This window comes from Bacillus sp. RK1064, from assembly GCF_051488405.1.
Taxonomy (GTDB): domain Bacteria; phylum Bacillota; class Bacilli; order Bacillales; family Bacillaceae; genus Bacillus.
Genome location: NZ_JBPSCZ010000001.1, coordinates 170,461 through 187,330 on the forward strand (window position 1 = coordinate 170,461; position 16,870 = coordinate 187,330).

18 protein-coding genes and 1 other annotated feature are annotated in these 16,870 nt (G+C 42.5%); of the genes, 9 read left to right on the forward strand and 9 right to left on the reverse strand.

Annotated elements, in window-relative coordinates; genetic code table 11:
- Positions 1 to 765, reverse strand: a complete 765-nt coding sequence (locus ACSSTM_RS00965) for an alpha/beta fold hydrolase (protein ID WP_034661201.1) — start codon at positions 763 to 765, stop codon at positions 1 to 3.
- 120 nt (positions 766 to 885) lie between these two features.
- A complete protein-coding gene (gene namA / locus ACSSTM_RS00970) occupies positions 886 to 1,902 on the reverse strand; it encodes an NADPH dehydrogenase NamA (RefSeq protein WP_095285364.1) in 1,017 nt (338 codons plus the stop codon).
- Positions 1,903 to 2,042: 140 nt separating this feature from the next.
- Here namA and ACSSTM_RS00975 point away from each other — a divergent pair, with 140 nt between their 5' ends.
- On the forward strand, positions 2,043 to 3,656 hold the full coding sequence (locus ACSSTM_RS00975) for a M20/M25/M40 family metallo-hydrolase (protein ID WP_187703956.1): 1,614 nt from the start codon (positions 2,043 to 2,045) through the stop codon (positions 3,654 to 3,656).
- Positions 3,657 to 3,784: 128 nt separating this feature from the next.
- Positions 3,785 to 4,267, forward strand: coding sequence for a DinB family protein (locus ACSSTM_RS00980; protein WP_034661198.1), 483 nt, complete (start codon positions 3,785 to 3,787; stop codon positions 4,265 to 4,267).
- A gap of 46 nt (positions 4,268 to 4,313) precedes the next feature.
- Here the strand turns inward: ACSSTM_RS00980 and proC are convergent, their stop codons facing one another.
- Positions 4,314 to 5,141 carry a pyrroline-5-carboxylate reductase gene (gene proC, locus ACSSTM_RS00985; protein WP_034661197.1) on the reverse strand — a complete coding sequence of 276 codons (828 nt, stop codon included), beginning with the start codon at positions 5,139 to 5,141 and terminating at the stop codon, positions 4,314 to 4,316.
- 41 nt (positions 5,142 to 5,182) lie between these two features.
- Positions 5,183 to 5,394, reverse strand: a binding site (T-box leader).
- 169 nt (positions 5,395 to 5,563) lie between these two features.
- On the opposite strand from proC, the gene ACSSTM_RS00990 reads away from it, so the two are divergent.
- Positions 5,564 to 6,514, forward strand: coding sequence for an MBL fold metallo-hydrolase (locus tag ACSSTM_RS00990; protein WP_034661196.1), 951 nt, complete (start codon positions 5,564 to 5,566; stop codon positions 6,512 to 6,514).
- A 12-nt stretch (positions 6,515 to 6,526) separates the two neighbouring features.
- A complete protein-coding gene (locus ACSSTM_RS00995) occupies positions 6,527 to 7,303 on the forward strand; it encodes an SDR family NAD(P)-dependent oxidoreductase (protein ID WP_106037960.1) in 777 nt (258 codons plus the stop codon).
- Positions 7,304 to 7,367: 64 nt separating this feature from the next.
- Here ACSSTM_RS00995 and ACSSTM_RS01000 read toward each other — a convergent pair whose 3' ends face one another.
- A complete protein-coding gene (locus tag ACSSTM_RS01000) occupies positions 7,368 to 8,696 on the reverse strand; it encodes a CoA-disulfide reductase (protein ID WP_420734875.1) in 1,329 nt (442 codons plus the stop codon).
- A 187-nt stretch (positions 8,697 to 8,883) separates the two neighbouring features.
- On the opposite strand from ACSSTM_RS01000, the gene coaA reads away from it, so the two are divergent.
- Positions 8,884 to 9,843 carry a type I pantothenate kinase gene (coaA, locus tag ACSSTM_RS01005; RefSeq protein ID WP_034661193.1) on the forward strand — a complete coding sequence of 320 codons (960 nt, stop codon included), beginning with the start codon at positions 8,884 to 8,886 and terminating at the stop codon, positions 9,841 to 9,843.
- 30 nt (positions 9,844 to 9,873) lie between these two features.
- On the opposite strand, the gene ACSSTM_RS01010 is transcribed toward coaA, so the two are convergent.
- The 4 genes from ACSSTM_RS01010 to ACSSTM_RS01025 all read right to left on the reverse strand — a co-directional run bounded on the left by ACSSTM_RS01010 (position 9,874) and on the right by ACSSTM_RS01025 (position 13,489).
- The gene (locus tag ACSSTM_RS01010; protein WP_034661190.1) at positions 9,874 to 11,109 is read right to left on the reverse strand and encodes an MDR family MFS transporter; all 1,236 of its coding nucleotides are present in this window, start codon (positions 11,107 to 11,109) and stop codon (positions 9,874 to 9,876) included.
- 188 nt (positions 11,110 to 11,297) lie between these two features.
- A complete protein-coding gene (locus ACSSTM_RS01015) occupies positions 11,298 to 11,642 on the reverse strand; it encodes a YolD-like family protein (protein ID WP_034661189.1) in 345 nt (114 codons plus the stop codon).
- A gap of 15 nt (positions 11,643 to 11,657) precedes the next feature.
- Positions 11,658 to 12,890 (reverse strand): DNA polymerase IV, encoded by a 1,233-nt coding sequence (locus tag ACSSTM_RS01020; protein ID WP_034661188.1) that lies wholly within the window; start codon positions 12,888 to 12,890, stop codon positions 11,658 to 11,660.
- 149 nt (positions 12,891 to 13,039) lie between these two features.
- On the reverse strand, positions 13,040 to 13,489 hold the full coding sequence (locus tag ACSSTM_RS01025; RefSeq protein WP_034661187.1) for a YfmQ family protein: 450 nt from the start codon (positions 13,487 to 13,489) through the stop codon (positions 13,040 to 13,042).
- A gap of 277 nt (positions 13,490 to 13,766) precedes the next feature.
- Here ACSSTM_RS01025 and ACSSTM_RS01030 point away from each other — a divergent pair, with 277 nt between their 5' ends.
- Both ACSSTM_RS01030 and ACSSTM_RS01035 read left to right on the forward strand, forming a co-directional pair.
- Entirely contained in the window at positions 13,767 to 14,246 is a 480-nt protein-coding gene (locus ACSSTM_RS01030) for a GNAT family N-acetyltransferase (RefSeq protein ID WP_034661184.1), read from the forward strand.
- The gene (locus ACSSTM_RS01035; protein WP_034661182.1) at positions 14,243 to 15,217 is read left to right on the forward strand and encodes a GNAT family N-acetyltransferase; all 975 of its coding nucleotides are present in this window, start codon (positions 14,243 to 14,245) and stop codon (positions 15,215 to 15,217) included. The genes ACSSTM_RS01030 and ACSSTM_RS01035 overlap by 4 nt, the downstream gene beginning before the upstream one ends.
- Positions 15,218 to 15,234: 17 nt before the next feature.
- Here the strand turns inward: ACSSTM_RS01035 and ACSSTM_RS01040 are convergent, their stop codons facing one another.
- Complete coding sequence (locus ACSSTM_RS01040; protein ID WP_223249902.1) at positions 15,235 to 15,897, reverse strand: expansin EXLX1 family cellulose-binding protein; 663 nt, start codon at positions 15,895 to 15,897, stop codon at positions 15,235 to 15,237.
- A gap of 257 nt (positions 15,898 to 16,154) precedes the next feature.
- Here ACSSTM_RS01040 and ACSSTM_RS01045 point away from each other — a divergent pair, with 257 nt between their 5' ends.
- Both ACSSTM_RS01045 and ACSSTM_RS01050 read left to right on the forward strand, forming a co-directional pair.
- Positions 16,155 to 16,481, forward strand: a complete 327-nt coding sequence (locus ACSSTM_RS01045) for an iron-sulfur cluster biosynthesis family protein (protein WP_034661177.1) — start codon at positions 16,155 to 16,157, stop codon at positions 16,479 to 16,481.
- A gap of 12 nt (positions 16,482 to 16,493) precedes the next feature.
- Complete coding sequence (locus ACSSTM_RS01050) at positions 16,494 to 16,733, forward strand: YqkC family protein (RefSeq protein ID WP_003215790.1); 240 nt, start codon at positions 16,494 to 16,496, stop codon at positions 16,731 to 16,733.
- The last annotated feature ends 137 nt before the right edge of the window (positions 16,734 to 16,870 follow it).

Sequence of the window (16,870 nt, forward strand, 5' to 3'; positions counted from 1 at the left end):
TTAATTGGCTGTTTGATAATAGGAAACAGGTTGTTTGGCTGCGCACCATACATCATAGATCGCAAGCTGCACAATATGCGGTTCATCATGATGAATATAGTGCGAGCTGTTCTGCGCCTGAATCCATCCGCTTTGGGATGACAAAGACAGCATCCGTTTATGAAGTCTGAGCCAAGCTTCATGCGCTGGATGAAACAATCGGCTCTTACCTGATGAAATGACAAGGAGCGGCATCATCCCATAATGGGTTTGCTCCTCTTTCATTGTACTTAGCATTTGCTGAAAGTCCTCATGCGTACATTCTCCTTTGAATTGCGCCATATATAAGGTGCGTTCTTCCTTTGATAAAAGCGGCAGGATGACCTGTTCTTGCTCCTCACTTGCTGGGTCTAACATCACCATGCCAATGACGTCATCTCCTCTGCGGCTTGCCCATAACCGGCTGACAAGAGAGCCAAATGAGTGAGCCACAATGATAAAGGGCGGCTGAATATTGGCTTCTTCTAGCAGCGCATCTAAATCATCTGCAAGATCATGCAATGTTCTTCCTTCACTGCTGTCACTGCTCTTTCCATTTCCTAATCGATCGTATAAGAAAACCCCAAGCTCAGGATCAATATCGCGGGCCATATTCGACCACGTATCACCCGAAATGCCGTAGCCTGCTTCAAAGATAATGGTGGCTTGCCTTTTGCCTTGACGATGTTTTGTATAAAAATGATGTCCATCTATATGATACATTCTTTCAATCATTGCCGAGTTCATTCTTCCATCTCCTCTAAGTGGTTCTTTAGCTAAAAGACGGCACAAAAGGCTGATATGTTTCTCTTAAAAACAAAAAAGATGCCTATTTCAAAAAATAGACACCTTTTTTTCTATGAGCTTTTACCAAGCGCGGTCATATTGACGCGGGCCTTCGATAGATGTACGAAGTTCTTGAGCAGCTGTTTTTGGAAAGTATGGATCCCGTAAAAATTCTCTGCCTATAAAGATTAAGTCTGCACGCTGATTTCGTAAAATTTCCTCTGCCTGTACACCAGATGTGATCAGACCGACTGCCCCTGTTTGAATACCGGCACCTTCTTTTATTTTTTCTGCGAAGGTCACTTGGTAGCCAGGGAATGTGTTGATTTTCGCCTGTACGACAGCGCCTGAGCTGACATCGATTAAGTCGACACCTTGTTCCTTCAGCCATGTAGCAATGCCAATGTAATCTGCAATATCAAGTCCTTTTGTCGTGTAATCAGAAGCAGACACACGGACAAATAATGGTCCGTCCCATACTTCATTGACTGCATCGATGACTTCTCTTAAGAAACGATAACGGTTCTCTGGTGAACCGCCATAGTCATCTGTTCGATGATTTGCCAGCGGTGAAAGAAATTCATTGATCAAATAGCCATGCGCCCCATGAATTTCAATGATGTCAAAGCCAGCCTTTTTTGCTCGGACAGCTGCATCCTGAAACGCCTGAACGGTATCTTTGATTTGATCGATAGACATCTCGGCAGGGGTTTTAGACTGTTCATCAAATGGAATGCTTGATGGTGCCAGGATGTCACCACCTAGTTCAGCCTTACGCCCTGCATGAGCCAGCTGGATAGCTGTCTTGGTTCCGTATGCTTTGATTTGTTCGTTTAATGAAGCAAATCCTTCAATGTGCTCATCACTCCAAATACCGAGGTCTTGATCACTAATTCTTCCCTCGGGAGAAACAGCACTTGCCTCCACCATGATCAGGCCAGCCTGACCTTGGGCACGGGAAATATAATGTGTAAAGTGGAAAGGCTGTAATTTCCCATCATGGTCATAGGATGAATACATACACATCGGGGACATCACGATGCGGTTTTTCAGTGTAACACCTTTTAATGTCCAAGGTGAAAAGAGTTTTGTTTCCAAATACCTTCGCCTCCTCATGGCATTGTATAGCCGATTATAACAGCCATTCAAACTTTCGTCATAAAAGGTGCTCAAAGAATATAGCTTTTATACGCGTTTTTGTATAATGGAGAGATAGAGACAACAAAGGGGGAAAAGGGATGAAATGGCAAACAGAGAGTGAACTAAAGGAACTGCTCACAGCTCTTATGCAGTATGAAAGCATATCGGGTACAACTGGAGAAGTCGCGTTAGCTGAATATTTATATTATTTGCTGAGGGAGCGGCCTTATTTCAAGCAGAACCCTGATCATTTGGCTTTGCATCCGATGAAAGATGGCCGGTATTATTTAACGGCGCTTGTAAAGCGCAGTTCGCTTTCTCGTACCGTGTTACTGCTTAGTCATTTCGATGTCGTCGATACAGAAGATTACGGTGAATTTCAAAACATGGCATGCAAGCCAGAAGAGTTAATGGCGTCATTTTCTCAAAAAAGTGCGCTTCTCCCAAAAAGAGCAAGAGAAGATCTAGCTTCAGGTGACTGGTTGTTTGGAAGAGGTGCCATGGATATGAAAGCAGGTCTTACTGTACAGCTTTCTATGCTGGAAAGAGCGATGACAGAAACCTTTCATGGAAATGTCCTGCTCGTCACAGTCCCTGATGAAGAAGTGAATTCTCAAGGAATGCTTGAAGCTGTTCCGAAACTAAAGGAGCTTAAGGAAAAGCATGACCTTCACTATACCGCGTGCTTAAACAGTGAGCCCATGTTTGAAAAGTATCCAGGTGATGAACACCATTATATGTATACAGGCAGTATAGGGAAGGTGCTTGCCGGATTTTTCTGCAAAGGAATTGAAACACATGTAGGAGAGCCATTCTCAGGCTTAAATGCGAATTTTATGGTATCTGAATTAAACCGGCTGTTAGAGCTGAATAGTGATTATTGTGAGGAAGTAGACGGAGAAGTCACGCCGCCGCCAACCAACTTGATGCAAAAGGACTTAAAAGAAGCCTATTCCGTTCAAACACCTCACACAGCAGTTTCTTTATTTAATGTGCTGATGATGAATCGTTCAAGTGAAGAACTGCACGGGCTTCTCTATGACACTGCGAAACAAGCAGCAGACGAAATCGAGGCCAATCTCAAACAGAAAACAGCTGAGTTTCAGCGCTTTAAACCTTTTACACCGATTGATACGAAGATTACGGTTCTCACGTATCATGAGCTGTATCAAAAAGCTGCAGAACGCTCAGGTAAACAGGAGGTTGAACGCATTGTTAACTATGCTTTCGCCAATCGAGGTGAGCTTGGAGATCGTGATTTTTCAACCAAAATCGTCTCTGAGCTGACGACGCTTTGTAAGGAAGAAGGGCCGCTGATTGTTCTATTTTATAGTCCGCCATTTTATCCTGCGGTTTCCTCAACGGAAGATCCGCATATCCAAACAACTTTAAAGAGGATTCAAATAGAGGCAAAAAAGAGTTATGGACTTGAAATAGAAGAAGTGAAATATTTCCCTGGATTGTCTGATTTAAGTTACTTACAGCTCGAAAAACAGGACGTAGGTCATTACACGACCAATATGCCGCTTTATCAAAAAGGCTATTCTTTACCGGAAGGAGAAAAGGGAGCACTTTACGTTCCAGTTATCAACGTGGGGCCATTAGGAAAGGACCCGCACAAATGGACAGAGCGGCTGCACATCCCGTTCTCATTCGGCATTTTGCCAGAATTACTAGAATCAGCGATTCATGCTTTATTAGAGAAACATTAAGTATATGTGATGAAGAGCCCTATTGTGATGATAGGGCTTTTATTTTTAAATAGACGATCCATCGACTTAGATAGAGTATGATAAAGAATAAGACTTACATTTATTTGAAGGGAGATTGTAAGGATGAAATGGAAACTGGAAAATTAACAAAAACAGACATCATTACATCGCTTCAGGAAAGTATTCGTGAACTAGTAAAGCTAGTGGAAACATGTGATGAGCACACGCTAGATCAATCTTTGGGAGAGGGCAAGTGGTCGATCAAGCAAATCGCAGGGCATTTGTATGATACAGAAGAAGTCTGGTCAGAGCGGATAGAGCAGGCGATATCAGATGAGCAGATGCCTTTTCAATCGTATGATCCTGAAATATATGTGAAGGAAAGAGGCTATGAAAGGTATAACGAGCAGGAGATCAAAGCACTGATTAAACGATTGAAAGAGAGAAGAAGCAAGACACTTCATCTATTAGAAAAGGATACATGGGAGCAATCGGGTCTGCATCCTGAAGAAGGGATGATGACAGTGCAGATATTAGCTGAAACCATCGCTTTACATGAACAACATCATCTGGATCAAATTAAAGCCATTATGTCAAAGAGTGAACGTTAGCAGTATGTAAAAAAGCACCTGTCATCAAAACAGGTGCTTTTCTCTATCATTTATACGTGCTTGCTGAAAACATTTCGTTTAATTCTGCTGCGCGTTTTGTTGCCGATTTAACACAATCGACAACAGCCTCTTCAAATTGATAGGCAGCAAGTGTGTTTAGGCCGGCTTCTGTCGTTCCGCCTTCACTGGTGATTTCTTTGCGCAGTTCAGCAGGTTCTTTACCGCTGCCTTGAAGCATGTTAGCGGCGCCCGCAATCATCTGGCAAATGAGTAACTTCGCTGTTGCTTGGTCCATCCCAAGTTCCGAGGCGCCCCGCTCCATTCCTTCAATCAAATGATAAATGAAGGCAGGGCCGCTTCCTGCAATAGCTGTAACAGCATTCAGCTGTGATTCATCCAATACCGTCACATGACCGATCGTTTCAAACAGCTCGATTGCTTTATTCTTTTGATCCTCTGTCACTTCTTGACTTACGGCAATGCCTGTTGCTGATTGCTGAATGGCCGCTGATGTATTTGGCATCGCGCGAACCACCGCAGTCTTCTCGCCGGCATAGTGCTGAATCGTTTCAATGGAGATGCCAGCTAAAATCGAAATGATCAGCTGCCCATGTAAATGAGGCCGCACATCAGATATCCCGCTTTCCGCATCTTTCGGTTTTAAAGCAAATACGAGAATATCCGCTTCTTCATAAATAAAAGAACGAGAGAAATCCGTTTTGACCCCATAACGCACCTTTAATTCTTCTAGACGTTTTTCATTCGTTTTGTTTGTGACAATAATATCTTCATTTGACATGATGCCGCTTTTTAATAAACCTTTTATCATCGACTCTGCCATCGAGCCTGCACCAATAAATCCAATTTTACTCATAAGCTGCTCCTCCTTGTAGAAAATAAAAAAACCTCTCGCCTGAAAAGGACGAAAGGTTTTTCGCGGTACCACCCTCAATTAGCATGCAGACATGCATACTCAGCTCTAGTCCCTTAACGCGGGAAACGTTTAGGTTTGCCTAACAGCTCAAAGGGCAGGTTCAGCAAATAAGAGGACGGTGAGGCCTTACAGCCGGCGGACCTCACTCTCTTTCATCATTATTTTGCTTACTAATCCTTGTCATCGCGCATCTTATATTTGTTGTTCATTATGCAACGATGAACAAGTTTGTGTCAATAGGGACAGATAAAAAAATTGACCGCCTAAACCGCATGACAGTCTGCCTTTTGCAAGATACAATGAATAAAGAAGACAGAGTTACAATGAACCATGAGTCAAAAAGCAGGAGATGACATATAAAAGTGAAAGAAGACATCATTCAATTATCCATCCCTACACCGTTTGCTGTTGGGGATGTACATGCATATATATTAAAAGGAGAAGCCGTGACCTTAGTGGACTGCGGGCCGATGACAGAAGAGGCGGAGCACGCCTTTGTCGCGCAATTACAAGAGCATCGTTTATCGATAGACGATATTGATCAAGTGGTGTTGACCCATCATCATGCAGATCATGTCGGTCTTTTAAATCTGATGAAACCTCATGTCCGTGTGATCGGACACGAGTTAAATGAGCCGTATATTAGCCAGGACCCTGTGTTTAAAGAGCGTCAAATTGCTTTTATGGAACGCTTTTTTCAGCAGTTAGGTGTGCCGCTTCGTCAAGGTGAGTGTGAAAGAATCGTGAAGCAATCTTATACATATTCCTGTACTGCACATGTAGATGACGTCATCAAAGAAGGCGATCGGTTGAAAGGGCATGAACACTTCTTCGTGATGGAAACACCGGGACATGCACAATCTCATCTTTCCTTTCTAGATGAAACAACGGGCCATTTCATTGGTGGAGACCTGCTTTTGACGACCATTTCCTCAAACCCGTTAATGGAAGCGCCGTTTGAAGGGGAGGAACGCCAAAAATCGCTGCTTCAATATAAAGCATCACTCAATCGATTATTGCATCTGCCAATCAAGACGATTTATCCAGGACACGGTGAGCTCATCACGTCTCATCATGAATTGATCGAAGAAAGATTTAAGAAACAAGAAAAACGGGCAAATACGATGTATCAGCTGCTCAAACGAAAAGAAATGACTGCCTTTCATCTTTGCCGCAAGCTATTTCCAGTGCTGTATGAAGAGGCCTTATTTTTAACGATGTCGGAGACAGTTGGGCAGCTGGATGTCCTCTTAGAAGCCGGGCAAATTGAAGAAGTGCAAAAAGACGGAATTCTCTATTACAGGGCAAACTAAGGAGTGAAACGCATGGGGAGATTAACAGGAAAGAGGATATGGATTACAGGCGCATCTGGGGGCATTGGTGAAAAAATGGCGTACTTGGCAGCAGAAGAAGGCGCAGAAATCATTATTTCAGCAAGACGAATCGAAAAGCTGACGGGTGTAAAAGAAAAGATTATGAGTGCTGGCGGGGTGTGTCACATCGCTCAGCTAGATGTCAGTCACCTTGAGGACGTTGATCGCGCATATCAAGAAGTGGGGGCTGTTGATATTTTGGTTAACAATGCCGGTTTTGGTGCGTTTGATCTCGTTGAAGATGCGTCCATTGAGGAAATGGTGTCGATGTTTGAAGTAAACGTGTTTGGCTTAATCGCCTGCACGAAAAAGGTCATTCCAGAGATGAAACAAAGAGGACATGGACATATTATCAATATTGCCTCCCAAGCAGGAAAGATTGCCACCCCGAAATCAGCCATTTATTCGGCATCAAAGCATGCCGTCCTTGGATTTTCAAACAGCCTCAGAATGGAGCTGGCAGACCTCGGCATTCACGTCACCACGGTGAATCCAGGACCGATCGCCACTGACTTTTTTACCATCGCCGATCGCAGCGGTGAATATGTGAAGAATGTTGAATTCATGATGCTTAGTGCGGACAAGGTGGCTGGGAAGGTCGTATCCGCCATGATGACGAAAAAAAGAGAGATTAATCTGCCTGGATGGATGAACGCTGGCAGTAAATTGTATCAATTATTCCCGTTTTTATTTGAAAAAGCAGCACGCAAAGCGATGATGAAAAAATAACAAAAAGAAACCGGTCGTGAGCTGGTTTCTTTTTTTGAGATAAGACGCCATTGTGACCGTCTTTTTATCTCCGCCTTGCCGCTTGCTGAAGCGGGTCCCACACACTGTTAAAAGGCGGGGCATAGCTAATATCTAAATCTTCTAGATCTGTTATGGTCAGCTGTTGGTAAAGGGCTGTTGCCATCACATCGATCCGTTTATCTACACCGTTTCTTCCGATGATTTGGGCACCGAGCAAGGTGTAGTCATCACTTCTGTAAATCAGTTTGACTTTCATTTTCTGCGCATCTGGAAAATATCCAGCGTGATCCGTACTGTCAATGGTGATGGTGGAATAAGGAATGTCAGCTGCTTGTGCTTCCTTTTCTGATAAGCCCGTTCGTCCCGCTGTCATGCTCATAAATTTCATGACTGCTGTTCCAGTCACGCCTTGAAACGCCCGGTTTGTTCCCGTCATATGAAAACCAGCGATTCTTCCTTGTTTATTCGCCGTTGTGCCGAGCGGAATATAATCTAGTGATTGTTTGATGCGGTGATAAGTTGCTGCGCAATCCCCGGCAGCATAGATGTCTTTTACATTGGTTTTCATGTATTCGTTTACAACAATGGCGCCATTTGGAAGCCGCTTGATTCCTGTTTTGTCTAAAAAGGATGTTTGCGGTGTGACGCCGATGGCCATGATGACCATATCCGTTTTAATGGTTTGTTTGTCTGTTTGAACAGCTGTTACATGTGACTCGCCCTCTAATGTCTGCACGGTTTCCCCGAGTGTCACGTGAATACCTTGGGCATCCGCCTCTTCTTTCAGATGCTTTGCCATATCGGGGTCAAAGCCCGGACCTAGTGTTGAACCCCGCTGAATGATATGTACTTTTTTTCCCAGCGCTTTTGAATTTTCAGCCATTTCTAAGCCGATATACCCGCCGCCAATGATGGTGACATGTGTGATATTTTGTTTTAAATGGTCTAAAATGGACAGCGCATGCGGAATGGTTTTTAATACGTGTACGCCTTCTAGCGGCTGATTGTCTAAACCCAGTGTGACGGGGCTTGCTCCTGTCGCAATTAAGAGGCGGTCATAGCTTTCGGTAAATTGTTCTTTTGTTTTCGTATGATGACCTGACACCGTTTTTTGCTTTGGGTCAATGGAGGTCACTTCGTGTAAGCATCTAGCATCAATTCCATATTTGTCGCGAAAGGTTTCAGCGCTGCGTGCAATCAGCTTGCTGTGATGATCAATGAGACCGCCGATCAAGTAGGGAAGGCCGCACTGTCCATATGAGAAAATCTCTCCTTTTTCAAAAGCGACAATATGTGCCTCTGGATCCTCTCTATATATTTGCATAGCACAGCTCATTCCTGCTGCATCTCCGCCAATCATCACATATTTCATTTGGTGTGCTCCCTTCTATCTATCGAACTGAATACTCTTATTTACCCTCATTTTCCTTTTTTTAATGCTTTTTTTCGCAAAAGAAGCAAACTTTAGTTGAAAAATAAAGACAGCGCCTTCATTTTAAGCTACAATCGGATTATCGTCTTTTTGGTTACGAGTTTAGTGAAGATTGGTGGGAAAGACTTTGAGTGACACGCGACTAGATTTTAATACTTTATATACACGCCATACAAGAGAGGCTTGGTCTGCTCTTGGGGAATATATGCCGGTATCTGTTTCAGAAGAGGAAGCGAGAGCACTTCAAGGATTAAATGACTATTTATCGCTTGAAGAAGTTCAAGATATTTACATACCACTTATTCGTTTTCTGACATTGCATGTCTTTGCAGAAAAACAAAAAAATCAGCATGTAAATGCCTTTTTAAACTACCCGCATCATGCGAAAATCCCTTTTTTAATTGGGATTGCTGGAAGTGTGGCTGTCGGGAAAAGTACAACGGCTCGTATCATTGAAACGCTTTTATCGAGGCTTGGAGATGGGCTGAAAGTGAGTCTTGTGACAACAGATGGCTTTTTGTATCCTCAAAAAGAATTAAAGGATCGAGGACTCATGGAAAAGAAAGGCTTCCCGGAAAGCTATGATGTCAAAGCCTTGTTGTCTTTTTTAAACGAATTAAAATCGGGCAAACAAACTGTTCATGCACCGGTATATTCGCATCTGACCTATGACCGGCTTGAAGGGGTGTATGAAACAGTGGAGGATGCCGATATTGTCATCATTGAAGGAATCAATGTGCTGCAATCCCCAGCGCTGGATGATCTGAAGGATGAACCGCGTGTGTTTGTATCAGATTTCTTTGATTTTTCAATTTATGTAGATGCTGCTGAAACGCAAATTCAATCATGGTATAAAGAACGGTTCCGTTTGCTAAGGGAAACAGCTTTCCAAGACCCTGAATCCTTCTTTCATCAATACAAAGATTTGACGGATGAAGAGGCAGATCACATGGCAAGCACGATTTGGAATACCGTCAATCGCCCTAATTTATATCAAAATATTTTACCGACAAAATATCGAGCCGATCTCATTTTGAAAAAAGGTGATCAGCATAAGGTGGAAGAGATTGCTATCCGCCGAGTATAAAGAAAAACCGCTCAAACGAGAGCGGTTTTTTTAATGATCTCCACTGACTTTAACAGCGACCGCAGCTGCGGATCGCTTTTTCAGGCGGTAGTATCCAATGAGTAAGAACGGGACACCTGCGATGGTGACCATCGACAAGACTGAAAAAATGGAGAAGGGATGGGCTGCGCCAAAATAGTCAATGCACAGTCCGCCGACAAATGGTCCGATGACGCTGCCGAGCTGAGAAAATCCCATCGCACCAAAGTACGATCCCTTTACTTCTGGCTTTGCCACATTGTCTACAAAAAGATCCATCATCGCAAACAGCAGAACCTCTCCAATTGTAAACACGACAATGATGAAAGCAAGCATGCCGAGACTCTGTGAAAAAGCAATAGCAAACAAACTGCCGGCAAGAAGAATATTCCCAGTGGTCAGCGACAAAATGGTGGAGTAGCGCTTGGCGATCATGATGAGCGGATATTGTACGACAATGACAACAACTGCATTTAAAGATAAAAGGTATCCAAACAGTTTCGGACCATCCTCAATCATAGGTGAAGCGGATAAATATTGAGGCAGCGTTGAGCTCAAATGCGAATACCCGAACGAACATAAGGTCACGCCGATGAGGATAATGCTAAAGACCGTATCTTTTTGGATAATGGAAAGGGCTTTTTTGACACCAATTTGTTTCGTGCTTTCTGGAGCAGCAACTGGATGTTTCTGAAATTGCCAGACCAGCGTTAATCCGTATAACAAGTAAATGAAGGCAGCAACGAGAAATGGGAACGTTGTTTTCGATGACCCGAGATATAAGCCAAGCAGAGGACCGAAGATGACCCCTATGTTAATGGCTGTATACCGTAAATTAAACACAAACAACCGAATACTTGATGGGGTGACATCAGATAAGAGCGCCTTAGATGTTGGTTCAAACAGTGCCCGGCACAGTCCGTTTAAAGCGTTCATGATAAAGAAGACCCAAATGGCATCTGCAAATGCAAAGCCAACAAAGACAAGTGACCAACCGAAGATCGATAGAAGCATGACCTTTTTTCTGCCGATACGATCAGAAATATATCCGCCGTAAAAACTCGCAACGATCCCAATCAGAGAGCTAACGGCAATGATTAATCCAGCAGAAGACGCTGAGGCGCCTTTGACTTGTGTCAAATAAACGGCCAAAAAAGGAATGCTCATGGACGTCGCCATTCGGCCAAATATGGTGCCGATGATGATCGTCCAACTAAGCGGATGTAACGTACGTAAGTTATTTTTCATGCTGTTTCTCCCCTGAGTTTGTAAGATGTTCCAATCATACATGAAAAATTGTGCAAATTAAATACACAATTTGATGGAGGAGACATCTGCCATATGGCAAAGAAGCAAGATTGGCTCGCCATTTGGAGGTTTGCTTTTTGCTGCCAGTGCTTCTATGTCACTGATTCGCGCGGTCATTTGGCGAAAATTTAATCAAGGTCGATCGCGACGATTTGCTGCAAGGACAGGTTGAGAACATCCTCATCATTGACGATTTTTATGCGCTGCGTTTCATAATGAATGGCTTTTACCCAGCCCCAAAACTGCTCTTTCATACCTGCTGCGGCATATGTCACGTAAATCGCTTGATCCTCGGTAATCGACTGTGTGATCAAAAAATTCATTTCCTCCAGTTGATCGGTGCTCAGCGGGGGAGGGGTGTACTCTTTTTTCTTCCGTTTTTGAGCAAGCAGCTGCTCCCGGTGCTCTGGAAGCATCATTCGGCTTGATTCCCACATGAGGTTGTATCCAGGTGTTAATTTATTGGGATTCATGGCTGTTCGCCTCCGTTATTTGTAATGTCCGCCAATTTTTTCGGCGCGGTGATACGCCTGCCCTGCGCTTGTCAGTGACGAAGCGTGCAGCAGGGCAGCAGGTCCATACTTCATGTGGATCGCATCAAATACTTTGCTGAGTTTGTCTTTTTGAACATGGTGATCAAATAAAGTCAGCTGATATTGGCTGTCAGACTGCAGCTGTGAGAGAGTAATACCCACACTGCGAATGGGCTGGCCATCCCAGTGCTGCTTGCATAGCTGAATGGCTGCGTCTGCAATATCTGTCCCGTACTGTGTAGGTGAATGAAGCTTGATTTGTCTATGAAATCCAGTCGGATGAGAAAAATCAGCGCCTCTCACGCCAACAGACACTGTTTGCCCAAGATAATGCTTAAAGCGTGCACGTCTTGCCACTTCTTCACTCAATTCAAGAAGAGCGACTTTGATATCCTCAAAAGACGCATAATCATGGGGAAGAGTCATATGATGTCCAACCGCTTTTTGCTGATCATGTGTGTGAATGGTGACCGGAGAGGGATCATGCCCTAAAGCTGTTCGCTGCAAAAGCTCTCCGTTGATTCCCCAGCGTTTTTTAAGCCGGTCTAACGGATAAGCAGCAAGCGTCCCAATGGTACTGATGCCCATTCGTTTTAAATGGTGCTCCATTCGTTTGCCGACGCCAAATAATTTTCCAATCGGAAGCGGCCATAAATCAGCCGCAACACTGTCTGTACGAAGTTCATAGATACCAGATGTGTTTTTTTTAGCAAAATGGTCACAGGCCATTTTAGCGAGCACTTTATTAGGACCGATGCCAACACGTGCGTAAATGCCAGTCTGGTTCATAATGGTTGTTTGTATATTTTGAGCGATCTCGCGGGGAGAACCGAGTAGTGTCAGACTGCCTGTAATATCAAGAAATTGTTCATCAATTGAATAGGGTTCGACAAGATCTGTGTATTGTTCGAGCAGCTCTGTTATCATGACAGAGATATCAAGATAGCGCTGCATACGGGGGCGTACGACGACAGCTTCGGGGCATTTCTCCTGCGCTTCCCATAATCTTGATGCATTTTGTACGCCTCGTTTTTTAGCGAGCGGGCAGGCGGCAAGTACGACCCCGCTCCGCCGCTCAGGATCTCCAGAGACGATGAGCGGCACATCCTTCAAGTGGGGAGCCTCCACTTTTTCGACTGACGCATAAAACGATTGCATATCCACAAGCAGAATGGCTCGTTCATTCATTATTTTCACCTCTTAGAACATATGTTCCGTTTATATTGTAACCGTCAGGAGGCGAAATTGATACTGGTAAATCATTCAAAGAAAAGAGCGTAAATCCATACAAAAAAGACGAAGTGTCTTCCACTTCGTCTCATTTGATGCAACATATTTTAAGCATGTGCCAAGTTGTGGGATGTTTGGAGCGGCTCAGAACGCAAACGATAGGCCGTCAATTTTTTCTTAGGCTTATGTGTAAACTGCCGCACCACATCCACGTGGTCATCGTAATGATACAGATAAAGGGTCACATCATGTTTGCCAAGCTTTGTTTGCATGGTAAGCGGTGCCGGCCCTTCCTGCGGATGAAGAAAACGCTCTTCATCACCAGGATAAATATAATAGCGTTCAATAAAGATCGCATCATTAAAATGTTGAATAATTTCAGATACTTGCTGATCATTGAGCGGACGATCTTCAAACATGATCGTTGTTTGATCACTTGTTACTTTTGCATGCACCGCATAACGACTAAAAAGGCGTTCCACAACACCAGAAGGCAGCGAAGTGACAAGAAGCTTTAAAAGACTAAACACAACAAGTGAAGTAACAATCCAAACCAATATCATCATCTCCAATAAACATTTGTTACATTTCCTATATGAACCATCTTAACATACCAAAAGAATGAAACTTTCGCACAAAAAGTGAACTTTTTGAAATAAGTGTGAAGATTTAAAAGGAGATGACGGCGAAAGAACGAAGAATCAACAAAGCTGAAAGGAAAAAAGGCTGACACGTGATCTTTACAAACAATTAATCGGACAGGTAGACTATTGAAACAACAGTTTTTTTAAAAAAAAGAGCGGTAAGCCAAAAATGAAAAGGGGCGAGGTCATCATGATACGTCAAGTGAAGCCGTCAGATTTTTACGCCGTCACATCCGTCATCCAAAGCTGGTGGGGAGGCAGAGATTTGCGCGCAAAATTGCCGAAGCTATTTTTTGAACATTTTCAGCAAACAAGTTTTGTCGTCGTTGAAAAAGGTGAACTGATTGGCTTTTTAGTCGGTTTTTTATCGCAATCTCATTCAGATGAAGCGTATATTCATTTTGTAGGTGTACATCCAGACCATCGGAAATTAAAGATAGGAAAAATCCTATATCAAGCCTTTTATGATGTGGCAAAACAGGAAGGAAGAACAACCATTAAAGCGGTAACAGCACCTGTAAATAAAGTATCGATTGCCTATCATGCAAAATTGGGCTTTCAAATTGAAAAAGGGGACAAAACTGTAGAAGGAATCTCCGTGTTTTCAGACTATGATGGAATAAATGAAGATCGTGTTTTATTTGTGAAAAAATTAGAGGCAATGCAATGATTATCAATTTAGATCAAACAATAAGTGATGTAGCAAAGCAGATCTTACATATTCAACTAGCTGCATACCAACAAGAAGCTGAACAAATTGGCTATGCCGATCTCCCACCATTAAAAGAGACCATTCAAGATGTAATGAAAGCAAAAGAGCAATTTATTGGTTTTGAGCAAAAGGGAATCTTACTAGGCGTTGCCTCTTATGAAGAGCAGAAAGATTATTTGATCATTAGTCGATTGGCTGTACATCCAAAAGCGCTAAAGCAGGGTATTGGAACAAAACTTATGTCCACAATTATGGAGAAAAATGTCCCTATAGAACTGACCACAGGGCAAAAAAATACCCCTGCAAAAAGGCTATACGAAAAGTTAGGATTTCTTGAAACAGATGTGATTCATGTTGCAAAAGAGCTCACCTTATCAAAAATGAAATGGAGACCAAGGCGAAAGGTTGAGGTTGTCGAATTCAAAAAAGAGTGGCATGAAGAATTCCATCAAGAAAAGCAGCAACTCAAGCAAATCATTCAAAAGAACTGGATAGAAGGACATCATATTGGTAGTACGTCAGTTGAAGGGCTTGTTGCCAAACCAATTATTGATATCTTAATAGAAGTAAGTCATATAAAAGAGATCGATAGAAAAAGAGAGAGCTTTGAACATCTTGGATATCAAGCGCTAGGTGAAAATGGCATAAAAGGGAGACGTTTTTTTCAAAAGGGTGGCTTGAATCGTACGCATCATGTCCATGTTTATGAGAGAAATCACCCTGATGTGAAAAGGCATTTATTGTTTCGAGATTACTTAAGGGCCCATCCAGAACGAGCTGTAGCGTATGCGTCTGTCAAGGAACAATTAGCAAATCAGTATCCGGAAGATATACAAAGCTATATGGCAGGAAAGAATGAAATCATAAAAGAAATAGAAAATGAGGCATATCACTGGGATAGAGAAGGAAGAGAGGAAGCTCTTAAATAAGCTACCTCTTTTCCTCGTTAATTAGGAAGCTGAACATTGCCTTTTACAATATAGGCCTGTGAAGCAGCAGTAGATGGAAGAGCGGGTAATTTATCCTTTACTATGACCCCGCGGATATCTGTGATTCGAACAGGAAGAGATTTAGACCCCATATTAAATCCAAGGAAATGGTTGTAGTCTGTCTTTTCCATGTTCACCCATTGTCCATCTTTGTAATATTCCATTTTCATAATCGGATATTTATGATTGCGCACTTGAATCGCAGCCCACCACTCACTGCTGCCTTCTTTTATTCTGTAAGCTACATTTCCGCTAATCGGTGCTTTTACAATTTTCCAACTAATTGGGATTTTTCCATCTGCCATATTACCGATTTTGGCAAAGGCATTAGGAGAAAGATCAAGAGCTCCTTTTGCTCCTTCTGGATATTTATCGGTTACATACACAACGGTTTTTCCTTTTGGACCCTTTACTTCAAGGTAAGCACCTGCAAGAGCCGCATTTACCCCTTTATAGTTATAGTCATGAGGATTTAAAGCCGTAATTTTCATGTCAGATGGAATAGGATCTAATAATGCGGAGCCCCCTGAGTAACCAGATCCCGTATAAGTCGCATAGCTTTCTCGTACTTCATCAAGGACAGATGCCGCTTTCATGTTTGGCACAGCGAAACTCAACATAAATATCAGTGCCCCGATGAAGCAGAGAGATAATCTTTTTTTCACGATCTAAAACCTCCTGTTTATTCTTTTAAAATTGGTAGCGTCATAAGTATAATTCTAAAAAACAAGAAGCGAAAAGAGCCAATAGATAGATATAATCCTAGTGAGAAGAGCGTGTATTTCAAAGAATATGACTTTCGGATTTAGTCGTGTGTCATGTTTTATGGTGTTTTATGTGTTACAATGTAAGCATCAATTTAAAAAGGATGTTCGCCATGTATATTCACATCACAGAACTGGCTAAAACATATATAGAAAAACAGCAAATAGGAAACGAAACTAAGGAATTACTGCTTCGCTACGATTCAGAAGGTTGTGGCTGTGCAGTGAGTGGCGTACCAATGCTTTGGTTAACAAGTGAAAGAACAGGTGAATGGGAACAACTGAATAATAGCCAACATTTAAAACTATATATACACATTGCACAGAAGGTATTTTTTGATGAGGAAATGACCATCGATTTTAATGAAAAAGCTAATACATTGATGCTGAAAAGTCCTCAGCAAATACTCAGTCCAAGAATGGGCATACTTGTAAAGTAAGGTGGAAACGTAGTGGATCAGAAGCTTAGAGTGATACAAAACACGGCACAAAATAAAACATGGGTGTCGTTTTTAAATAACAATCATCCCTATACCCTTTTGCACTGGTCAATAGGTGGAATGGATTCGGTGAAAAAGGACGTTTGGCTTCTTCAAGATGAAGTCACATTTGAAACGGAAGAATTTCCAACGCTCGAATTAGCTGTCAATTGGATCAAAGAGAATATGGAACAGGTAACAGATGTATTATAAAAGCCCTTTTTTGACAAAAGGGTTTTTTTCGTGCCTTCATCATCTCATCAAACAGCAGGGATGTCTAATCTGAAAAATGATCTTTTAAAACGCAAAAAAACCGTTTTATAACAACCAATTCGACAAAATGAGAAAAA